The following is a 16,499-nucleotide window of genomic DNA, read 5'->3' on the forward strand; positions in this document are numbered from 1 at the left end:
CCGGTCAGAGCTTCTTGGCGGCCTTCGGAGCCTCGGCGTCGGGCTTCGGCGCGGAGTCCTCGGCCTCGGCGATCGCGGAGGCGTCCGCCGCCCTGGCCGTGTCCTTGTCCGCGGCCTCGTCGGTCTTGGCCTCGTCGGCCTTGCCCTCGTCGGTCTTGGCCGCCGGGTCCGATGCCGCGGGTCCGCGGTCCGGCTCCACGACCTCCTCGCGGCCCGGCCGCAGCTTCGCCGACAGCACGAGGTAGACCACGGCCAGGACGAAGACGAAGATCGAGGTCCACACGTTCAGCCGGACGCCCAGGATGTGGTGGGCCTCGTCGACCCGCATGTACTCGATCCAGCCGCGGCCCACGCAGTACGCGGCGACGTACAGGGCGAACGCCCGGCCGTGGCCCAGCTTGAAGCGGCGGTCGGCCCAGATCACGAGCCCGGCGACGCCGAGGCACCACAGCGACTCGTAGAGGAAGGTCGGGTGGTAGGTCCCGGCGACCCGGTTGGGGCCGTCGCTGATCTCGACCGCCCAGGGCAGGTCGGTGGCCCGCCCGTACAGCTCCTGGTTGAACCAGTTGCCCCAGCGGCCGCAGGCCTGGGCCAGCGCGATACCGGGGGCCAGGGCGTCGGCCCAGGCCGGCAGCGGGATGCCGCGCAGGCGGCAGCCGATCCAGGCACCCACCGCGCCCAGCGCGATGGCGCCCCAGATGCCGAGGCCGCCCTCCCAGATCTTGAAGGCGTCGACCCAGTTGCGGCCCTCGCCGAAGTACAGCTGGTAGTCGGTGATCACGTGGTACAGGCGACCGCCGATCAGGCCGAACGGCACAGCCCACACCGCGATGTCCGCGACCGTGCCCGGCTTTCCGCCGCGCGCGATCCACCGCTTGTTGCCGAGCCAGACGGCGACGAAGACGCCGATGATGATGCAGAACGCGTAGCCGCGCAGCGGGATCGGTCCGAGATGGATCACGCCGGTCGACGGGCTGGGGATATAGGCAAGGTTCATGGCAGTGCCGACGCTACCCTGCCGGGCGGTGCGGACCGCAACCCGCCCGGCAACCTGGCGCCAAATCGAGACGGGGCTCAGGGGGTGTCCGCGGCCCCCTTCGCGATCCCGGCCGAGCCGGCCCGCGACCCGGTCGAGGACGACCCGGACGAGCCCGCGGAAGCGGACGAGGACTTCACCGAGCCCGCCGAGGAGCCTGACGAAGAGGCCGACGGCGACGCGGACGCCGAACCCTTCACGCCCTTCCCGGAGGGGCTGGGCGAGGCGGACGGCGAGGCGCTCGCGCCCCCGGTGCCCTTCGCGGTGCCCTCCACCTGCTCCTTGAGCTTCTGCGGGGTGACGGGGTTGGCCTGGTCGGCGAAGAGGTCCTTGCCGTTCAGCAGCACGGTCGGGGTGCCCTTGAACTTCCCGTTCCGGAAGGCCTCGAAGGACTTGTTCACCCAGCTGTTGTGCGTCCCGTCCTCGACGCACTTGCGGAACTCCGGGGTGTCCAGCCCGTCCACCTTGGCGGCCAGCTCCAGCAGCTTGGCGTTCTTCGCGTAGGCGTCGTCGACCTCCTGCGGCTGGTTCTCGAACAGGAGGTCGTGGTACGCCGCGAACTTCCCGGCGTCCTGCGCGCAGGCGGCCGCGTTCGCGGCCTTCAGCGAGCCGCTGCCGCCCATGTTCCCGTCGATCAGGGTGACGATGTGGTAATCGACCTTGAGCAGCCCCTTGGCCTCCAGGTCGTGGACCGTGTCCCGGTAGTTGGTCTCGAAGGACTTGCACGCCGGGCAGCGGAAGTCCTCCCACACCGTCAGCGTGGACTTCGCCTCGGGCTTGCCCGTCTGGATGGCGAGCGCGTCCTTGCCGGTGGCCCCGGAGGGGGCGGTCACCGGGCCTCCGCCGGTGGACTTGTCGCCGCCGGTGTTGGCCGCGATCAGGCCGACGACGGCCGCCAGGCCGAGGACGCCCACCACGGCCGACGCCACGATGAGGGTCCGCCGCCGCTTTTCCCTCTTCTTCTCGCGCTCACGCTCCACCTGGAGCCGCTCGCGGGCCGATCGTTTCGCTTCGCGGTTCGCACCGTCGTTCTTCTCGCTCACGTTCGGCCAAACGAAGCGGGGAGGCACTCGCGTGCCCCCCCGCCCCCACTTCCACCCGATCGGACTACAGAACCCGATCAAGGGTTCGCGCCGTGAATCGAACGCGTGGGTCAGCCGGTGCCCTGCCGGCTCTCGCGTGCGTCAGCTCCTGCGCACGCCTTCCGCGAGCTCGCCCGCCAGCGCCCGTACGGCGGCCAGCCCGGCCGGCAGGTCCGGAGCCTCCAGCAGCAGCTTCACGAACGCCGAGCCGACGATCACCCCGTCGGCGAAGCCCGCGACCTCCTTGGCCTGTACGGCGTTGGAGACGCCGAGGCCGACGCACACGGGCAGTTCGGTGGTCGCGCGGGTACGGCGGACCAGCTCCTGGGCCTCGTGGCCCACCGACTCCCGGGTGCCGGTGACGCCCATCAGCGAGGCGGCGTAGACGAAGCCGGAACCGGCGGCCGTGATGGTCGCCAGGCGCTCGTCCTTGCTGCTCGGAGCCACGACGAAGACGGTCGCCAGTCCGTGCTTGTCGGCGTGCTCGCGCCACAGCGCGGACTCCTGGACCGGCAGGTCGGGCAGGATGCAGCCCGCGCCGCCCGCCGCGGCCAGCTCCGTGGCGAACCGCTCGACGCCGTAGCGGTCGATCGGGTTCCAGTACGTCATCACCAGCACCGGGGCCCCGGTCGCCGCGTGGGCCTCGCGCACGGTGCGCAGCACGTCGGCGATCTTGACGCCGCCGCGCAGGGCGATGTCGTCGGCGGTCTGGATGATCGCGCCGTCCAGGACCGGGTCGCTGTGCGGGAGGCCGACCTCGACCACGTCGGCGCCGCCCGCGATGACCGCCTTGACGGCCTCGATGCCGCCGTCGACGGTCGGGAAGCCGGCGGGGAGGTAGGCGACGAGGGCCGCGCGGTCCTCGGACTTCGCCTTGGCGAGGGTGTCGCTCAGCAGCTGGATGCGCCCGGTCTTCTCGCTGGCCTTGCTCACTTCTTCTCCCCCTCGGTGTTCCCGTTGCTCTCCGTGGCGTCGTACAGCCCGAAGTAGCGGGCCGCCGTGTCCATGTCCTTGTCGCCGCGGCCGGACAGGTTGACCACGATCAGGCCGTCCTTGCCCAGCTCCTTGCCCAGGTCGAGGGCGCCCGCGAGGGCGTGTGCCGACTCGATCGCCGGGATGATGCCCTCGGTGCGCGACAGCAGGCGCAGGGCCTGCATCGCGGCGTCGTCGGTGACCGCGCGGTACTCGCCGCGGCCCGAGTCCTTGAGGAAGGAGTGCTCCGGGCCGATGCCCGGGTAGTCCAGACCGGCCGAGATCGAGTACGGCTCGGTGATCTGGCCCTCCTCGTCCTGGAGGACGTACGAGCGCGAGCCGTGCAGGATGCCCGGCTCGCCGGCGGTGAGCGTGGCGGCGTGCTCGCCGGTCTCGACGCCGTGCCCGGCGGGCTCGAAGCCGACCAGGCGGACACCGGCGTCCGGGATGAAGGCGTGGAAGAGGCCGATGGCGTTGGAGCCGCCGCCGACGCAGGCCGCGACGGCGTCGGGCAGTCGGCCGGCGCGCTCCAGGATCTGGCGGCGCGCCTCGACGCCGATGACCCGGTGGAAGTCGCGGACCATGGCCGGGAAGGGGTGGGGGCCCGCGACCGTGCCGAAGAGGTAGTGGGTGCGGTCCACATTGGCGACCCAGTCGCGGAACGCCTCGTTGATGGCGTCCTTGAGGGTCCGGGAGCCGGACTTCACCGCGATGACCTCGGCGCCCAGCATCCGCATCCGGGCCACGTTCAGGGCCTGGCGCTGGGTGTCGATCTCGCCCATGTAGACGGTGCACTCGAGGCCGAAGAGCGCGCAGGCGGTGGCGGTGGCCACGCCGTGCTGGCCGGCTCCGGTCTCGGCGATGACGCGGGTCTTGCCCATGCGCTTGGTGAGCAGCGCCTGGCCCAGCACGTTGTTGATCTTGTGCGAGCCGGTGTGGTTGAGGTCCTCGCGCTTGAGGAAGATCCGGGCGCCGCCTGCGTGCTCGGCGAACCGCGGCACCTCGGTGAGGGCGCTGGGGCGGCCGGTGTAGTTGACCATCAGGTCGTTGAGCTCGGCCGCGAAGGAGGGGTCCCCCTTGGCCTTCTCGTACTCGACGGCGACCTCGTCCACGGCGGCGACGAGCGCCTCCGGGATGAACTTGCCGCCGAAGTCGCCGAAGTAGCCCTCGGCGTTGGGGACGTGACCCTCCGGGTCCGGAATGAAGAACGAGCTGCTGGACATGTCCAGTACTCCTACGGGTGCGATGGGATGGATGCACCGTATTGCGCTGCCGGCCCGCCGCACGCGCACCCCGCTGCGGGGGTGGGGATGCGTACGGACGCAGCGGCCCGCACCCGGAGCCGGCGGCTCGGGGCGACGGGCCGTAAGCGAGCACCGCGCGGGGCGGTACGCGGGACGGCGCCGGGTGACGGCGTCAGGCGTACCGGACCGGGACGGCCCTCGTTACAGCGCGCCTGTGGTGCGCCATCGCATGCCGTTGACCTGACCGGGCTCGGAGCCGATCACGTACCTGACCCGCCGCCCGTGCACCCGCCGGGCCGGGGCGCGGCAGCCGCGGGGGCGGCAGCCGCGCGCCAGGGGCGCGTGCGCCGTCGGCACGCCGGACGGGCCGTGGCCCGGTCGGGTGCGGACGGAGGGGCGGTCGGGGGCCATGGGACGGGTCAGCTCCGACCGTGGCGCAGGGCGGGGTGGGCGCCTGCGGCGACGAGGTCGGCCACGGCCGACTTCGGGTCGCGTCCGGTGACCAGGGACTCCCCGACGAGGACGGCGTCGGCGCCCTCGTTGGCGTAGGCGATCAGGTCGTGCGGCCCGCGGATGCCGGACTCGGCAACCTTGACGATGTGGGCCGGGATCTCGCCGACGACGCGCTCGAACGTGGAGCGGTCGACCTTGAGGTCCTTGAGGTTGCGGGCATTGACGCCGATGATCTTGGCGCCGGCCGCAACCGCGCGCTCGACCTCTTCCTCGTCGTGGACCTCGACGAGCGGGGTGAGCCCGATGGACTCGGCCCGCTCGATGAGGGAGACGAGGGCCTCCTGCTCCAGGGCCGCGACGATCAGCAGCGCGAGGTCGGCGCCGTAGGCGCGGGCCTCCCACAGCTGGTACGCCGTGACGATGAAGTCCTTGCGCAGGATCGGGATGTCCACGCGGGCGCGGACGGCCTCCAGGTCGGCCAGCGAGCCGCCGAAACGGCGCTGCTCGGTGAGGACGGAGATGACCGCCGCACCGCCCGCCTCGTAGTCGGCGGCGAGTCCGGCGGGATCCGCGATCGCGGCCAGCGCGCCCTTGGAGGGGCTGGAGCGCTTGACCTCGCAGATCACCTTGACGCCGTCGCCACGCAGGGCCGCGACGCCGTCCTTGGCCTGGGGCGCCTTGGCGGCACGCTCCTTGAGCTCGTCGAGGCTCACGCGCGCCTGCCGTTCGGCAAGGTCTTCGCGGACCCCTTCGATGATCTCGTCGAGCACACTCACGCGAGCGGCCCCCTTCCGGGTCGATGACGGTCGGCCGCCTTGCAGACACGTACAACTGCAAGGTCAGCAATCAAATGGTATCCGCAGGAGGCCTTGCGCTCCGCACGCGGTTGACGACGTCCCAATCGCTGGACATTCGGAATCCGGGATTCATATGGGCCCCGGGCAGGCCGGATACGGGCCTCAGGGGGCCAGGGCGGATCCGAACGGCAGGTTTCGGACCACCACGAAAACCAAGGCCAGCACCCCGACGGCCCACCAGTGGGGCCCCCGCAGGGCGAAGCGCGGGGCCGGGCGGCCGCGGTAGGCGCGAACCAGCCACACGGCCATGAAGCCGGCGAAGACGAAGTAGCCGACGACGGCCAGGGCATTTGCCCCGAAAGCGGTGATCAGATCGCCGTGGGCGAACGCATGCGCACTGCGCAGCCCGCCACATCCGGGGCACAGAATTCCGGTCAGGCGAAAGAGCGGGCAGACCGGATAGTGGCCGGGTTCATTGGGATCCACGGCCCCCACGTACGCAAAGGCCAGCGCCGCCGAGGCCAGCGTGAGCGCCGGCCCGGCCAGCCGCCGCGCACGGCTCTGCGCCGGCGCGGGTCCGCCGGGCCGCTGCGCGGGCCCGGGTACCGCGAAGGGGGTGCGTGAGGCGTCGTCCACCCGCTGATTCTCTCCGCTCATGACAAAAGGCGCAGCCCGACGGGGCCGCGCCTTTCGAAGGTGTACGGGGTGCTCACCCCTCGGCGGCGGTCAGACCTTGGCGGCGGCCTTGTTGGCGGCGATGACCACGGCCAGGTCCTCGTGGGCGGCCTTCGGCGCACCCATGCCCGCGGCCTTCATCGCCAGGCCCACCACACCGCCGAGCGCGACGACGACGAGACCGGCCCAGAACCCGAGCGGGTTCGCGAGCACCATGAACGCGCCGGAGATGCAGAAACCGATGAAGGCGATGATGACACCGGTCCAGGCGGCCGGGGTGTGTCCGTGGTTAGTGCCCGCCATGAGTTGCTCCTCGTTTGCTCTGTCGCTGTGCTGTTCGGAAATCGCGGTCTGCGTCGAACTCGGTGCCCATTGTCCCGCACCGGGCGCGGTGCACGGTCAGCGGGTCGGGTCCTCGCCGCGGTCCAGGGCCTTCCACAGGTCCTCCGGCCGGTCGGGGTCCACCGACGCCGCCTTGCGGGTCCGGGGGCTGCCGTCCCGCTCGTAGCGGCCGCCCATCGCCGGCCAGCTGCGGCCGAAGCGCAGGGCCAGCAGTCCGGCGGCCAGGATCAGGGCCGCGCCGGCGGCCGTGACGTACGGCCAGGCCGTGTGCGTCAGCGCCCCCACCTGCGCCGCGGTGTCCGCGGTCGTACGGGCGGCCTGCGCGTCCAGCGCCTGCCGGTCGTCGGCGGCCAGCACCGCGGAGAGCGCCGCGCCCAGGCCGCTCAGCGCGAGCAGCCCGGAGACCAGCAGCCGGCTCCTGCCGCGTACGGCGAACACGGCCACCAGGGCCGCGAGGCCCACGATGGCCAGGGCCGCCGGGAGCCCGGTCACGGCCCGCCCGTCCGCGGTCAGCGGCAGCGCGCCGCCCCCCACGGCGGCGGTGCCCCGGGCCCAGACGCGGCCGGAGGCGAGCAGGACGACGGTGGCACCGAGCGCGCCGAGCAGCAGGGCGGCGGCCACGCTGCGGCGGCCGCCGCGGCTGTCGCTGCCGTCCGCGGCGGCGGAGGGGGCGTCGGTGTCGTTTCGGGGTGGGGGTACGGCACTCACGTACCCCACTATCCCCTACGCCGTCACGAGCCGTTCAGCCGGTTCGCCGCTCCCACCGCGCGCAGGACGGCGGCCGCCTTGTTGCGGCACTCGTTGTCCTCCAGCTCGGGCACCGAGTCCGCGACGACCCCCGCGCCGGCCTGGACGTACGCCGTGCCGTCGCGCAGCAGCGCGGTGCGGATGGCGATGGCCGTGTCGGAGTCCCCGGCGAAGTCGAGGTAGCCGACGCAGCCGCCGTACAGGCCGCGGCGGGAGGGTTCGAGCTCCTCGATGATCTGCATGGCGCGGGGCTTGGGCGCGCCCGAGAGGGTGCCGGCCGGGAAGCAGGCGGTGAGCACGTCGAAGGCGGTCCTGCCCTCGGCGACGCGGCCGGTGACGGTGGAGACGATGTGCATGACGTGCGAGTACCGCTCGATCGACATGAAGTCGACGACCTCGACCGATCCCGGCTCGCAGACCCGGCCCAGGTCGTTGCGGCCCAGGTCGACGAGCATCAGGTGCTCGGCGCGCTCCTTGGGGTCGGCCAGCAGCTCCTCGGCGAGCTCGTGGTCCTCCTGCGGGGTGGCCCCGCGGTGGCGGGTGCCGGCGATCGGGTGGACCATCGCCCGCCCGTCCTCGACCTTGACCAGGGCCTCGGGGCTGGACCCGACGACGTCGAAGCCGTTCTCGAAGCGGAAGAGGTACATGTACGGGGACGGGTTGGTGGCCCGCAGCACCCGGTAGACGTCCAGCGCGGAGGCCTTGCAGGGGGTCTCGAACCGCTGCGATGGCACCACCTGGAAGGCCTCGCCGGCCCGGATCCGCTCCTTGATGTCCTCGACGGCGTCCTGGTACTTCTCGCCGCCCCACAGGGCCGAGAACTCCGGCAGCTCGGAGGCGGGCAGCGGCGTGGGCGTGTACGGCGCGGGCCGGGCCAGGTCGGCCTCCATCGCGTCGAGCCGGGCCACCGCGTCCGCGTACGCCTCGTCCACGCCGGTGTCGAGGTCGTTGTGGTTGATGGCGTTGGCGATGAGCTGGACGGTGCCGTCCCAGTGGTCCATGACCGCCAGGTCGGAGGTGAGCAGCATGGTCAGCTCGGGCAGCTCCAGGTCGTCGGCGGTGTGCTCGCCGATGCGCTCCAGGCGGCGCACGATGTCGTAGCCGAGGTAGCCGACCATGCCGCCGGTGAAGGGCGGCATGCCGCCCGCGAGGTCCCGGGGCGTGTGCAGGGTCTGGACGGTGGCGCGCAGGGCCTCGAGCGGGTCGCCGCCGGTGGGGACGCCGACGGGCGGGGTCCCGATCCAGTGCGCCTGTCCGTCGCGGACGGTCAGCGTGGAGTCGCTGCGTACGCCGACGAAGGAGTAGCGGGACCAGGAGCGGCCGTTCTCGGCGGACTCCAGGAGGAAGGTGCCCGGGCGTTCGGCGGCCAGCTTGCGGTAGAGCCCGACGGGGGTGTCGCCGTCGGCCAGCAGCTTGCGGCTCACGGGGATGACGCGGCGGTCCGCCGCGAGCTTGCGGAACGTCTCAAGATCCATGGCTTGGGACCCTAACTGCCTATTCGGCCAGCGGAAGGACATCGGCGTCGAAGCACGTACGGGCGCCCGTGTGGCAGGCGGCGCCGACCTGGTCGACCTTGACGAGGAGGGTGTCGGCGTCGCAGTCGAGGGCGACGGACTTCACGTGCTGGAAGTGGCCGGAAGTGTCCCCCTTCACCCAGTACTCCTGGCGGCTGCGGGACCAGTAGGTGCAGCGGCCGGTGGTCAGGGTGCGGTGCAAGGCCTCGTCGTCCATCCAGCCGAGCATGAGCACCTCACCGGTGTCGTACTGCTGGGCGATGGCGGGAACCAGGCCGTCGGCGGAGCGCTTGAGCCGGGCGGCGATGGCGGGGTCGAGGGAGGACGTACTCATGGGGGCCATTGTGCCGCGCCCGGGCGGCGGTGACGGATCACCGTCCGCCTGATGAGCGGGCACGGGCCGGGTTCCGGCCGTAGGGTGGCCCCCATGTCTACCCATGCGAAGCGTGAACGCCTGCTGCTGGCGGACCTGTTGGAGGCGGCCGGGCCGGAGGCGCCGACGCTGTGCGACGGCTGGCGGGCCCGGGAGCTGGCGGCGCACGTGGTGGTCCGGGAACGTCGCCCGGACGCGGCCGGCGGCCTGCTGCTGAACGTCCTGAAGGACCGGCTGGACAAGGCGATGGCCGAGTACACGGCCAAGCCGTACGAGGAGCTGATCCAGCTGATCCGGACCGGCCCGCCGAAGATGTCCCTGTACGCGCTGAAGCAGATCGACGAGGCGGCGAACGCGGTGGAGTTCTACGTCCACGCGGAGGACGTGCGCCGCGCCCAGCCGGACTGGTCGCCGCGCCAGCTGGACCCGGTGTTCTCGGACGCCCTGTGGTCCCGCCTGGAGAAGCTGGCCCGCCTGACGGGCCGCCGCTCCCCGGTGGGCATGGTGCTGCGCCGCCCGAACGGGCAGACGGCGGTCGCCCACAAGGGCACCCCGGTGGTGACGGTCACCGGCGAACCGGGCGAGCTGATCCTCTTCTGCTTCGGCCGCCAGGAGGCCGCCGCGGTGGAACTGGACGGCCCGAAGGAAGCCGTCGCCAAACTGACGACGGCGAAGCTCGGCATCTGAGGCACGGGAGGCGGGGCGGGGCGGGCGCCGCGGAGCGCCGGTTCCGCCGGGCCGGTGAAAACGGCATGGCGCCCCGGAGGGAAAGGTTTCTGCAGCCCAACCCCTCCCTACGCTCCGTCACGGATGCCGACCGGTTCGGTGTCGTCACCGTGGAAGGAACGGAAACCCCCATGCGTCTTCGCACCACTGCAGCCGCGCTCGCCGGAGCCCTCGCACTGGTCCTCCCCGCCGGAGCCCAGGCGTTCGCCGACGACGGCAAGGCCCTCGACTACGTCTACATGGACCAGAACAACACCGAGAAGAACGCCCAGCTCAAGGACGCCGGCGCGGACGCGTGTCACGCGCTGCCGTCCGCCTCGACGATGGTCGTCGAAGCCGTGAACAGGACCGACTCGGAGGCCCTGCTGTTCGAGGACGCGGACTGCGGGGGCGAGCCGGTCGCCACCCTCCAGCCGGGCGACAAGGCCGGCGACTTCCACGCCGCCGCGGTGGTCTTCCGTCAGGTGCGCGAGCAGGGGCAGACGGGCAGGCAGGAGGCGGACAAGCAGGAGAAGCCGCAGACTCCGCAGACGCCGGAGCAGGAGGACGACTCCGACTCGTTCGACGACTTCCGCTAGAGGTGTCCTGCCGATCAGAGCCCGGCCTGATCGGCACGTCACCCCTGCGTCGTCTCCGAGCGCCTGCCGCCCGGCCGGGGACCGGGGGCGATCCCCCCGGCGTCGTCCCGGCCGGTGCGGCCCGGCGACGGTCAGCGGACGGGGTGGCCCGCCTCGCGCAGGGTCTCCTTGACCTCGCCGATCCGCAGGTCGCCGAAGTGGAACACCGAGGCCGCGAGCACCGCATCGGCGCCGGCCGCGATCGCCGGGGCGAAGTGCTCCAGCCTGCCGGCACCGCCCGAGGCGATCACCGGCACCGTGACGTGCTTCCGCACGGCAGCGATCATCTCGGTGTCGTACCCGTCCTTCGTGCCGTCCGCGTCCATCGAGTTCAGCAGGATCTCCCCGGCGCCCAGTTCGGCCGCCCGGTGCGCCCACTCGACGGCGTCGATGCCGGTGCCCCGGCGGCCGCCGTGCGTGGTCACCTCGAAGGAGCCGGTCGGCGTGCGGCGGGCGTCGACGGACAGGACCAGGACCTGCCGCCCGAAACGCTCCGCGATCTCCTGGATCAGCTCCGGCCGCGCGATGGCGGCGGTGTTGACGCCCACCTTGTCGGCGCCGGCCCGCAGCAGCTTGTCCACGTCCTCCGCGGTGCGGACGCCGCCGCCCACGGTCAGCGGGATGAAGACCTGCTCGGCGGTCCGCCGCACCACGTCGTAGGTGGTCTCGCGGTTCCCGGACGACGCGGTGATGTCGAGGAAGGTCAGCTCGTCGGCGCCCTCGGCGTCGTACAGCTTGGCCATCTCCACCGGGTCACCCGCGTCGCGCAGGTTCTGGAAGTTGACACCCTTGACGACGCGGCCGTTGTCCACGTCCAGGCAGGGGATCACTCGTACGGCGAGCGACATCAGGACTCCCCTCGGAAGGCTTCGACCTCGACCTCGACGACCAGGCTGGGGTCGATGAAACCGGAGACGATGATCATGGAGGCGGCGGGGCGGACGGAGTCGAAGAGCTCCTTGTGGGCGCGGCCCACCTCGTCCACGTCCCTCGCATGGGTGATGTACATCCGGGTCCGGACCACGTGCTCCGCACCCAGGCCGACCTGCTTCAGCGCGTCGATCGCGACGCGGAAGGAGTTGGCGGTCTGCTCGTACGGGCCGCCGGCCACGATCTTGCCGTCGACGACGGAGGTGCAGCCGGAGACGAGCACGAGCCCGTTCGGCAGCTCCACGGCGCGGGAGTACCCCACGGCCTCCTCCCACGGGCCGCCCGACGAGATGCGGCGGACCTCACCAGCACTGCTCATGAGCCGGACACCACCCGCAGGGCCTCTTCCAGGGTGAAGGCCTTGGCGTACAGGGCCTTGCCCACGATCGCGCCCTCGACGCCCAGCGGCACCAGCTCGGACAGCGCCCGCAGGTCGTCCAGCGAGGAGATGCCGCCGGAGGCCACGACCGGCCGGTCGGTGGCGGCGCAGACGTTCTTCAGCAGCTCCAGGTTGGGGCCGGTCAGCGTGCCGTCCTTGCCGATGTCGGTGACGACGTACCGGGCGCAGCCCTCGGAGTCCAGTCGCGCGAGGGTCTCGTAGAGGTCCCCGCCCTCGCTGGTCCAGCCGCGGCCCTTGAGGGTGGTGCCGCGTACGTCGAGGCCGATGGCGATCTTGTCGCCGTGCTCGGCGATGGCCTTGGCGGCCCACTCGGGGGTCTCCAGGGCGGCGGTGCCGAGGTTGACGCGGGTGCAGCCGGTGGCGAGCGCGGCGGCGAGCGAGGCGTCGTCGCGGATGCCGCCGGACAGCTCGACCTTGATGTCCATGGCGCCGGTGATCTCGGCGACCAGGGCACGGTTGTCGCCGGTTCCGAAGGCGGCGTCCAGGTCGACGAGGTGCAGCCATTCGGCACCGGAGGCCTGCCAGGCGAGGGCCGCGTCGAGCGGGGAGCCGTAGGAGGTCTCGCTGCCGGACACTCCGTGTACGAGGCGGACGGCCTGGCCGTCGCGGACGTCGACGGCAGGCAGCAGTTCGAGCTTGCTGGCGGTCATCAGAGGGTCTCGATCCAGTTGGTGAGGAGCTGGGCGCCGGCGTCGCCGGACTTCTCGGGGTGGAACTGGGTGGCCCACAGGGCCCGGTTCTCCACCGCCGCGACGAAGGGCTCGCCGTGCGTGGCCCAGGTGACCCGGGGGGCGCGGATCGCGGGGTTGGTGACCTCCAGGCTCCAGTCGCGGACCGCGTACGAGTGCACGAAGTAGAACCGGGAGTCGGCGTCCAGCCCCTTGAAGGCCTGGCTGTCGGCCGGGGCGTCCACGGTGTTCCAGCCCATGTGGGGCACGATCGGGGCGCGCAGCGGCTCGACGGTGCCGGGCCACTCGTCGAGGCCCTCCGTCTCCACGCCGTGCTCGATGCCGCGCTCGAAGAGGATCTGCATGCCGACGCAGATGCCCATGACGGGCCGTCCGCCGGAGAGCCGGCGGCCGATGATCCAGTCGCCGCGGGCGTCCTTGAGTCCCCGCATGCAGGCCGAGAAGGCCCCGACACCGGGCACGAGCAGCCCGTCGGCGTCCATGGCCTTGTCGTAGTCGCGGGTGATCTCGACGTCCGCCCCGACCCGCGCCAGCGCGCGCTCGGCGGAACGTACGTTTCCGAAGCCGTAGTCGAAGACCACGACCGTCTTGGTCGGTCGGGCTGCGCTCATTCCCAAATCCCCTGGATCCGCAGGACTCCGGCGGCGAGGCACATCGCGGAGCCGATGGCGAGCAGGATGATGACCGACTTGGGCATCTTCTGCTTCTGGAAGGAGTAGACGCCTCCGGCCAGGAAGAGGCCGAGGACGATCAGGATGGTGTTCAGGCCGTTCACGGCTAGAGGGCGCCCTTCGTGGAGGGCAGGATTCCGGCGGCGCGCGGGTCGAACTCCGCCGCGTAGCGCAGGGCGCGCGCGAGGGCCTTGAACTGGCACTCCACGATGTGGTGGGCGTTGCGGCCGTACGGGACGTGGATGTGCAGGGCGATCTGGGCCTGGGCGACGAACGACTCGAAGATGTGCCGGGTCATCGTCGTGTCGTACTCGCCGATCATCGGCGCCATGTTCTCGGGCTCGGTGTGCACGAGGTAGGGGCGGCCCGACAGGTCGACGGTCACCTGGGCGAGGGACTCGTCGAGCGGCACGGTGCAGTTGCCGAAGCGGTAGATGCCGACCTTGTCGCCGAGGGCCTGCTTGAAGGCGGCGCCGAGCGCGAGGGCGGTGTCCTCGATGGTGTGGTGGCTGTCGATGTGCAGGTCGCCGTCCGTCTTGACCGTGAGGTCGAAGAGGCCGTGGCGGCCGAGCTGGTCGAGCATGTGGTCGTAGAAGCCCACGCCCGTCGAGACGTCGACCTTGCCGGTGCCGTCGAGGTTTATCTCGACGAGGACCGAGGTCTCCTTCGTGGTCCGTTCGACCCGTCCGATGCGGCTCATGCGTGCTGCTCCTTCTTCAGTGCGCGAACCGCTTCCAGGAACGCGTCGTTCTCGGCCGGGGTGCCGGCGGTGACCCGCAGCCAGCCCGGTACGCCGTTGTCCCTGACCAGGACACCCTGGTCGAGGATCTTCTGCCAGGCGGTGTGCGAGTCCTCGAACTTCCCGAACTGGATGAAGTTCGCGTCGGACTCGGTGACCTCGAAGCCGATCGCCCGCAGCTCGGTGACGAGGCGGTCCCGTTCGGCCTTGAGCTGCTCGACGTAGCCGAGCAGGGTGTCGGTGTGCTCCAGGGCGGCCAGTGCGGTCGCCTGGGTGACGGCCGACAGGTGGTACGGCAGGCGTACGAGCTGGACGGCGTCGACCACGGCCGGGTGCGCGGCCAGGTAGCCCAGGCGCAGACCGGCGGCGCCGAAGGCCTTGGACATGGTCCGGGAGACCACCATGTTCGGGCGGCCCTCGATCAGCGGCAGGAGGGAGTCCCGGTGGCTGAACTCGACGTACGCCTCGTCCACGATGACCAGGGAAGGCTTGGCCGCCTGCGCGGCCTCGTAGAGGGCGAGGACCGTCTCCGCCTCGACCGCGGTACCCGTGGGGTTGTTGGGCGAGGTGATGAAGACGACGTCGGGCGCGTTCTCGGCGATGGCCTGCTCGGCCGCCTCCACGTCGATCGTGAAGTCGTCCCGGCGCGGGCCGGAGATCCAGCCCGTCCCGGTGCCCCGGGCGATCAGCGCGTGCATGGAGTACGAGGGCTCGAAGCCGATCGCGGTGCGGCCGGGCCCGCCGAAGGTCTGCAGCAGCTGCTGGATGACCTCGTTGGAGCCGTTGGCGGCCCATACGTTCTCCCGCGCGACCGGGTGCTTGCCGGTACGGGTGAGGTACGCGGCCAGGGCGGTCCGCAGCTCCACCGCGTCCCGGTCGGGGTAGCGGTTGAGGGTGCGGGCGGCCTCGGAGACGCGCTCGGCGATGCGCCGCACCAGCTCCTCGGGGAGCTCGTACGGGTTCTCGTTGGTGTTCAGCTGGACGGGCACGTCGAGCTGCGGGGCGCCGTACGGGGTCTTGCCGCGCAGCTCGTCGCGGATGGGGAGGTCGTCGATGCCGGTCACTGGCCGGGAACCTTCCACCCGAAGCGGGCCTTGAGGGCCGCGCCGTGCGCCGGCAGGTCCTCGGCCTCGGCCAGCGTCACCACGTGGTGGGTGACCTCGGCGAGGGCGTCCCGCGTGTAGTCGACGATGTGGATGCCGCGCAGGAAGGACTGCACGGACAGGCCCGACGAGTGGCAGGCGCAGCCGCCGGTGGGCAGCACGTGGTTCGACCCGGCGCAGTAGTCGCCGAGCGAGACCGGGGCCCACGGGCCGACGAAGATCGCACCGGCGTTGCGGACCCGGGCCGCCCAGGCCGCGGCGTCGGCGGTCTGGATCTCCAGGTGCTCGGCGCCGTACGCGTCGACGACCTTGAGGCCGTCCTCCAGGCTGTCGACCAGCACGATCGCGGACTGCTTGCCCGCGAGCGCGGGCTTGATCCGGTCCTCGACGTGCTTGGTGGCCGCGACCTGCGGCTCGAGCTCGCGCTCGACGGCGGCCGCGAGCTCCTCGGAGTCCGTGACGAGCACGGCGGCGGCCAGCGGGTCGTGCTCGGCCTGGCTGATCAGGTCGGCGGCGACGTGCACCGGGTCGGCCGTGGAGTCCGCGAGGACCGCGATCTCGGTCGGGCCGGCCTCGGTGTCGATGCCGATCCGGCCGGTGAAGTAGCGCTTGGCGGCGGCGACCCAGATGTTGCCGGGGCCGGTCACCATGTTGACGGGGAGGCAGTCCTCCGTGCCGTACGCGAACATCGCGACGGCGACGGCGCCGCCGGCCGCGTACACCTCGTCCACGCCGAGCAGCGCGCACGCGGCGAGGATCGTCGGGTGCGGCAGGCCGCCGAACTCCTTCTGCGGCGGGGACGCGAGCGCGATCGACTCGACGCCCGCCTCCTGCGCCGGGACGACGTTCATGACGACGGACGACGGGTACACGGAGCGGCCGCCGGGCGCGTACAGGCCCACGCGCTCGACCGGAACCCACTTCTCGGTCACGGTGCCGCCGGGGACCACCTGGGTGGTGTGCTCGGTGCGGCGCTGCTCGCGGTGCACGATCCGGGCGCGCCGGATGGACTCCTCGAGGGCCGCGCGGACGGCCGGGTCGAGCTCGTCGAGCGCGCTCTTGAGCGCCTCGGCAGGAACCCTGACCTGCGAGAGCTCCACGCCGTCGAACTTCTGCGCGTACTCGATCAGCGCCGCCGTGCCACGATGATGGACGTCCTCGCAGATGGGCCGCACCTTCTCCAGGGCAGCTTCTACGTCGAACTCGGCACGGGGCAGCAGATCGCGCAGGGCGCCGCCCTCGGGGAGGGCGTCACCGCGCAGGTCGATACGAGAGATCACCTCCCAATTCTCTCAGACCGCCTCCCGCCACCGTCCGCCTGTATCACTGGCTGATACACGCCCCGGATGTCACCGCCGCCCACTAGCGTTCCCCGTACACGTATGCGCA

Annotated in this window: 20 protein-coding genes and 1 pseudogene; 2 read left to right on the forward strand and 19 right to left on the reverse strand. The window is 71.8% G+C overall.

Annotation, left to right across the window (positions count from 1 at the left end):
- Nucleotides 1–4: 4 nt before the first annotated feature.
- The 11 genes and pseudogenes from lgt to hisI form a co-directional block, all read right to left on the reverse strand.
- Nucleotides 5–997, reverse strand: coding sequence for a prolipoprotein diacylglyceryl transferase (lgt, locus tag ACFYXK_RS01130; protein WP_389409253.1), 993 nt, complete (start codon nucleotides 995–997; stop codon nucleotides 5–7).
- 293 nt (nucleotides 998–1,290) lie between these two features.
- Nucleotides 1,291–2,079 (reverse strand): annotated as a pseudogene (locus tag ACFYXK_RS01135) (DsbA family protein); the annotation flags it as partial.
- A gap of 141 nt (nucleotides 2,080–2,220) precedes the next feature.
- Entirely contained in the window at nucleotides 2,221–3,051 is an 831-nt protein-coding gene (gene trpA / locus ACFYXK_RS01140; RefSeq protein ID WP_389409254.1) for a tryptophan synthase subunit alpha, read from the reverse strand.
- Nucleotides 3,048–4,313 carry a tryptophan synthase subunit beta gene (trpB, locus tag ACFYXK_RS01145; RefSeq protein ID WP_389409255.1) on the reverse strand — a complete coding sequence of 422 codons (1,266 nt, stop codon included), beginning with the start codon at nucleotides 4,311–4,313 and terminating at the stop codon, nucleotides 3,048–3,050. Before trpB ends, trpA begins: the two co-directional genes overlap by 4 nt.
- Nucleotides 4,314–4,535: 222 nt before the next feature.
- Nucleotides 4,536–4,745: a tryptophan biosynthesis modulator TrpM gene (trpM, locus tag ACFYXK_RS01150; RefSeq protein WP_389409256.1), complete on the reverse strand. Its 210-nt coding sequence runs from the start codon at nucleotides 4,743–4,745 to the stop codon at nucleotides 4,536–4,538.
- 8 nt (nucleotides 4,746–4,753) lie between these two features.
- Nucleotides 4,754–5,563, reverse strand: coding sequence for an indole-3-glycerol phosphate synthase TrpC (gene trpC / locus ACFYXK_RS01155; RefSeq protein ID WP_383508299.1), 810 nt, complete (start codon nucleotides 5,561–5,563; stop codon nucleotides 4,754–4,756).
- A gap of 183 nt (nucleotides 5,564–5,746) precedes the next feature.
- On the reverse strand, nucleotides 5,747–6,241 hold the full coding sequence (locus ACFYXK_RS01160) for a DUF2752 domain-containing protein (protein ID WP_389409257.1): 495 nt from the start codon (nucleotides 6,239–6,241) through the stop codon (nucleotides 5,747–5,749).
- A gap of 69 nt (nucleotides 6,242–6,310) precedes the next feature.
- Nucleotides 6,311–6,562 carry an HGxxPAAW family protein gene (locus ACFYXK_RS01165; protein WP_383508294.1) on the reverse strand — a complete coding sequence of 84 codons (252 nt, stop codon included), beginning with the start codon at nucleotides 6,560–6,562 and terminating at the stop codon, nucleotides 6,311–6,313.
- A 96-nt stretch (nucleotides 6,563–6,658) separates the two neighbouring features.
- The gene (locus tag ACFYXK_RS01170) at nucleotides 6,659–7,318 is read right to left on the reverse strand and encodes a TIGR02234 family membrane protein (RefSeq protein ID WP_389409258.1); all 660 of its coding nucleotides are present in this window, start codon (nucleotides 7,316–7,318) and stop codon (nucleotides 6,659–6,661) included.
- Between the two features lie 14 nt (nucleotides 7,319–7,332).
- Entirely contained in the window at nucleotides 7,333–8,823 is a 1,491-nt protein-coding gene (locus ACFYXK_RS01175) for an anthranilate synthase component I (protein ID WP_389409259.1), read from the reverse strand.
- 19 nt (nucleotides 8,824–8,842) lie between these two features.
- A complete protein-coding gene (gene hisI / locus ACFYXK_RS01180; protein ID WP_053786912.1) occupies nucleotides 8,843–9,205 on the reverse strand; it encodes a phosphoribosyl-AMP cyclohydrolase in 363 nt (120 codons plus the stop codon).
- Between the two features lie 84 nt (nucleotides 9,206–9,289).
- On the opposite strand from hisI, the gene ACFYXK_RS01185 reads away from it, so the two are divergent.
- Nucleotides 9,290–9,922, forward strand: a complete 633-nt coding sequence (locus ACFYXK_RS01185; RefSeq protein ID WP_389409260.1) for a TIGR03085 family metal-binding protein — start codon at nucleotides 9,290–9,292, stop codon at nucleotides 9,920–9,922.
- Nucleotides 9,923–10,092: 170 nt separating this feature from the next.
- A complete protein-coding gene (locus ACFYXK_RS01190; RefSeq protein WP_389409261.1) occupies nucleotides 10,093–10,539 on the forward strand; it encodes a hypothetical protein in 447 nt (148 codons plus the stop codon).
- Nucleotides 10,540–10,670: 131 nt separating this feature from the next.
- Here the strand turns inward: ACFYXK_RS01190 and hisF are convergent, their stop codons facing one another.
- The 8 genes from hisF to hisD are packed head-to-tail and all read right to left on the reverse strand — an operon-like array spanning nucleotide 10,671 to nucleotide 16,390.
- On the reverse strand, nucleotides 10,671–11,426 hold the full coding sequence (gene hisF, locus ACFYXK_RS01195; RefSeq protein ID WP_389409262.1) for an imidazole glycerol phosphate synthase subunit HisF: 756 nt from the start codon (nucleotides 11,424–11,426) through the stop codon (nucleotides 10,671–10,673).
- Nucleotides 11,426–11,827: a RidA family protein gene (locus ACFYXK_RS01200; protein WP_383508276.1), complete on the reverse strand. Its 402-nt coding sequence runs from the start codon at nucleotides 11,825–11,827 to the stop codon at nucleotides 11,426–11,428. Before ACFYXK_RS01200 ends, hisF begins: the two co-directional genes overlap by 1 nt.
- Complete coding sequence (gene priA, locus ACFYXK_RS01205) at nucleotides 11,824–12,558, reverse strand: bifunctional 1-(5-phosphoribosyl)-5-((5-phosphoribosylamino)methylideneamino)imidazole-4-carboxamide isomerase/phosphoribosylanthranilate isomerase PriA (protein ID WP_389409263.1); 735 nt, start codon at nucleotides 12,556–12,558, stop codon at nucleotides 11,824–11,826. The genes ACFYXK_RS01200 and priA overlap by 4 nt, the downstream gene beginning before the upstream one ends.
- Complete coding sequence (hisH, locus tag ACFYXK_RS01210; protein WP_030871530.1) at nucleotides 12,558–13,208, reverse strand: imidazole glycerol phosphate synthase subunit HisH; 651 nt, start codon at nucleotides 13,206–13,208, stop codon at nucleotides 12,558–12,560. The genes priA and hisH overlap by 1 nt, the downstream gene beginning before the upstream one ends.
- Nucleotides 13,205–13,372: a hypothetical protein gene (locus tag ACFYXK_RS01215; protein ID WP_030871528.1), complete on the reverse strand. Its 168-nt coding sequence runs from the start codon at nucleotides 13,370–13,372 to the stop codon at nucleotides 13,205–13,207. Before ACFYXK_RS01215 ends, hisH begins: the two co-directional genes overlap by 4 nt.
- 2 nt (nucleotides 13,373–13,374) lie before the next feature.
- The gene (hisB, locus tag ACFYXK_RS01220) at nucleotides 13,375–13,968 is read right to left on the reverse strand and encodes an imidazoleglycerol-phosphate dehydratase HisB (protein ID WP_030155936.1); all 594 of its coding nucleotides are present in this window, start codon (nucleotides 13,966–13,968) and stop codon (nucleotides 13,375–13,377) included.
- Nucleotides 13,965–15,071, reverse strand: coding sequence for a histidinol-phosphate transaminase (locus ACFYXK_RS01225; RefSeq protein WP_389409264.1), 1,107 nt, complete (start codon nucleotides 15,069–15,071; stop codon nucleotides 13,965–13,967). Before ACFYXK_RS01225 ends, hisB begins: the two co-directional genes overlap by 4 nt.
- Nucleotides 15,068–16,390 carry a histidinol dehydrogenase gene (gene hisD, locus ACFYXK_RS01230; protein WP_389409265.1) on the reverse strand — a complete coding sequence of 441 codons (1,323 nt, stop codon included), beginning with the start codon at nucleotides 16,388–16,390 and terminating at the stop codon, nucleotides 15,068–15,070. Before hisD ends, ACFYXK_RS01225 begins: the two co-directional genes overlap by 4 nt.
- Between the last annotated feature and the right edge of the window lie 109 nt (nucleotides 16,391–16,499).

The organism is Streptomyces sp. NPDC002209 (assembly GCF_042890265.1).
Classification (GTDB): Bacteria; Actinomycetota; Actinomycetes; order Streptomycetales; family Streptomycetaceae; genus Streptomyces.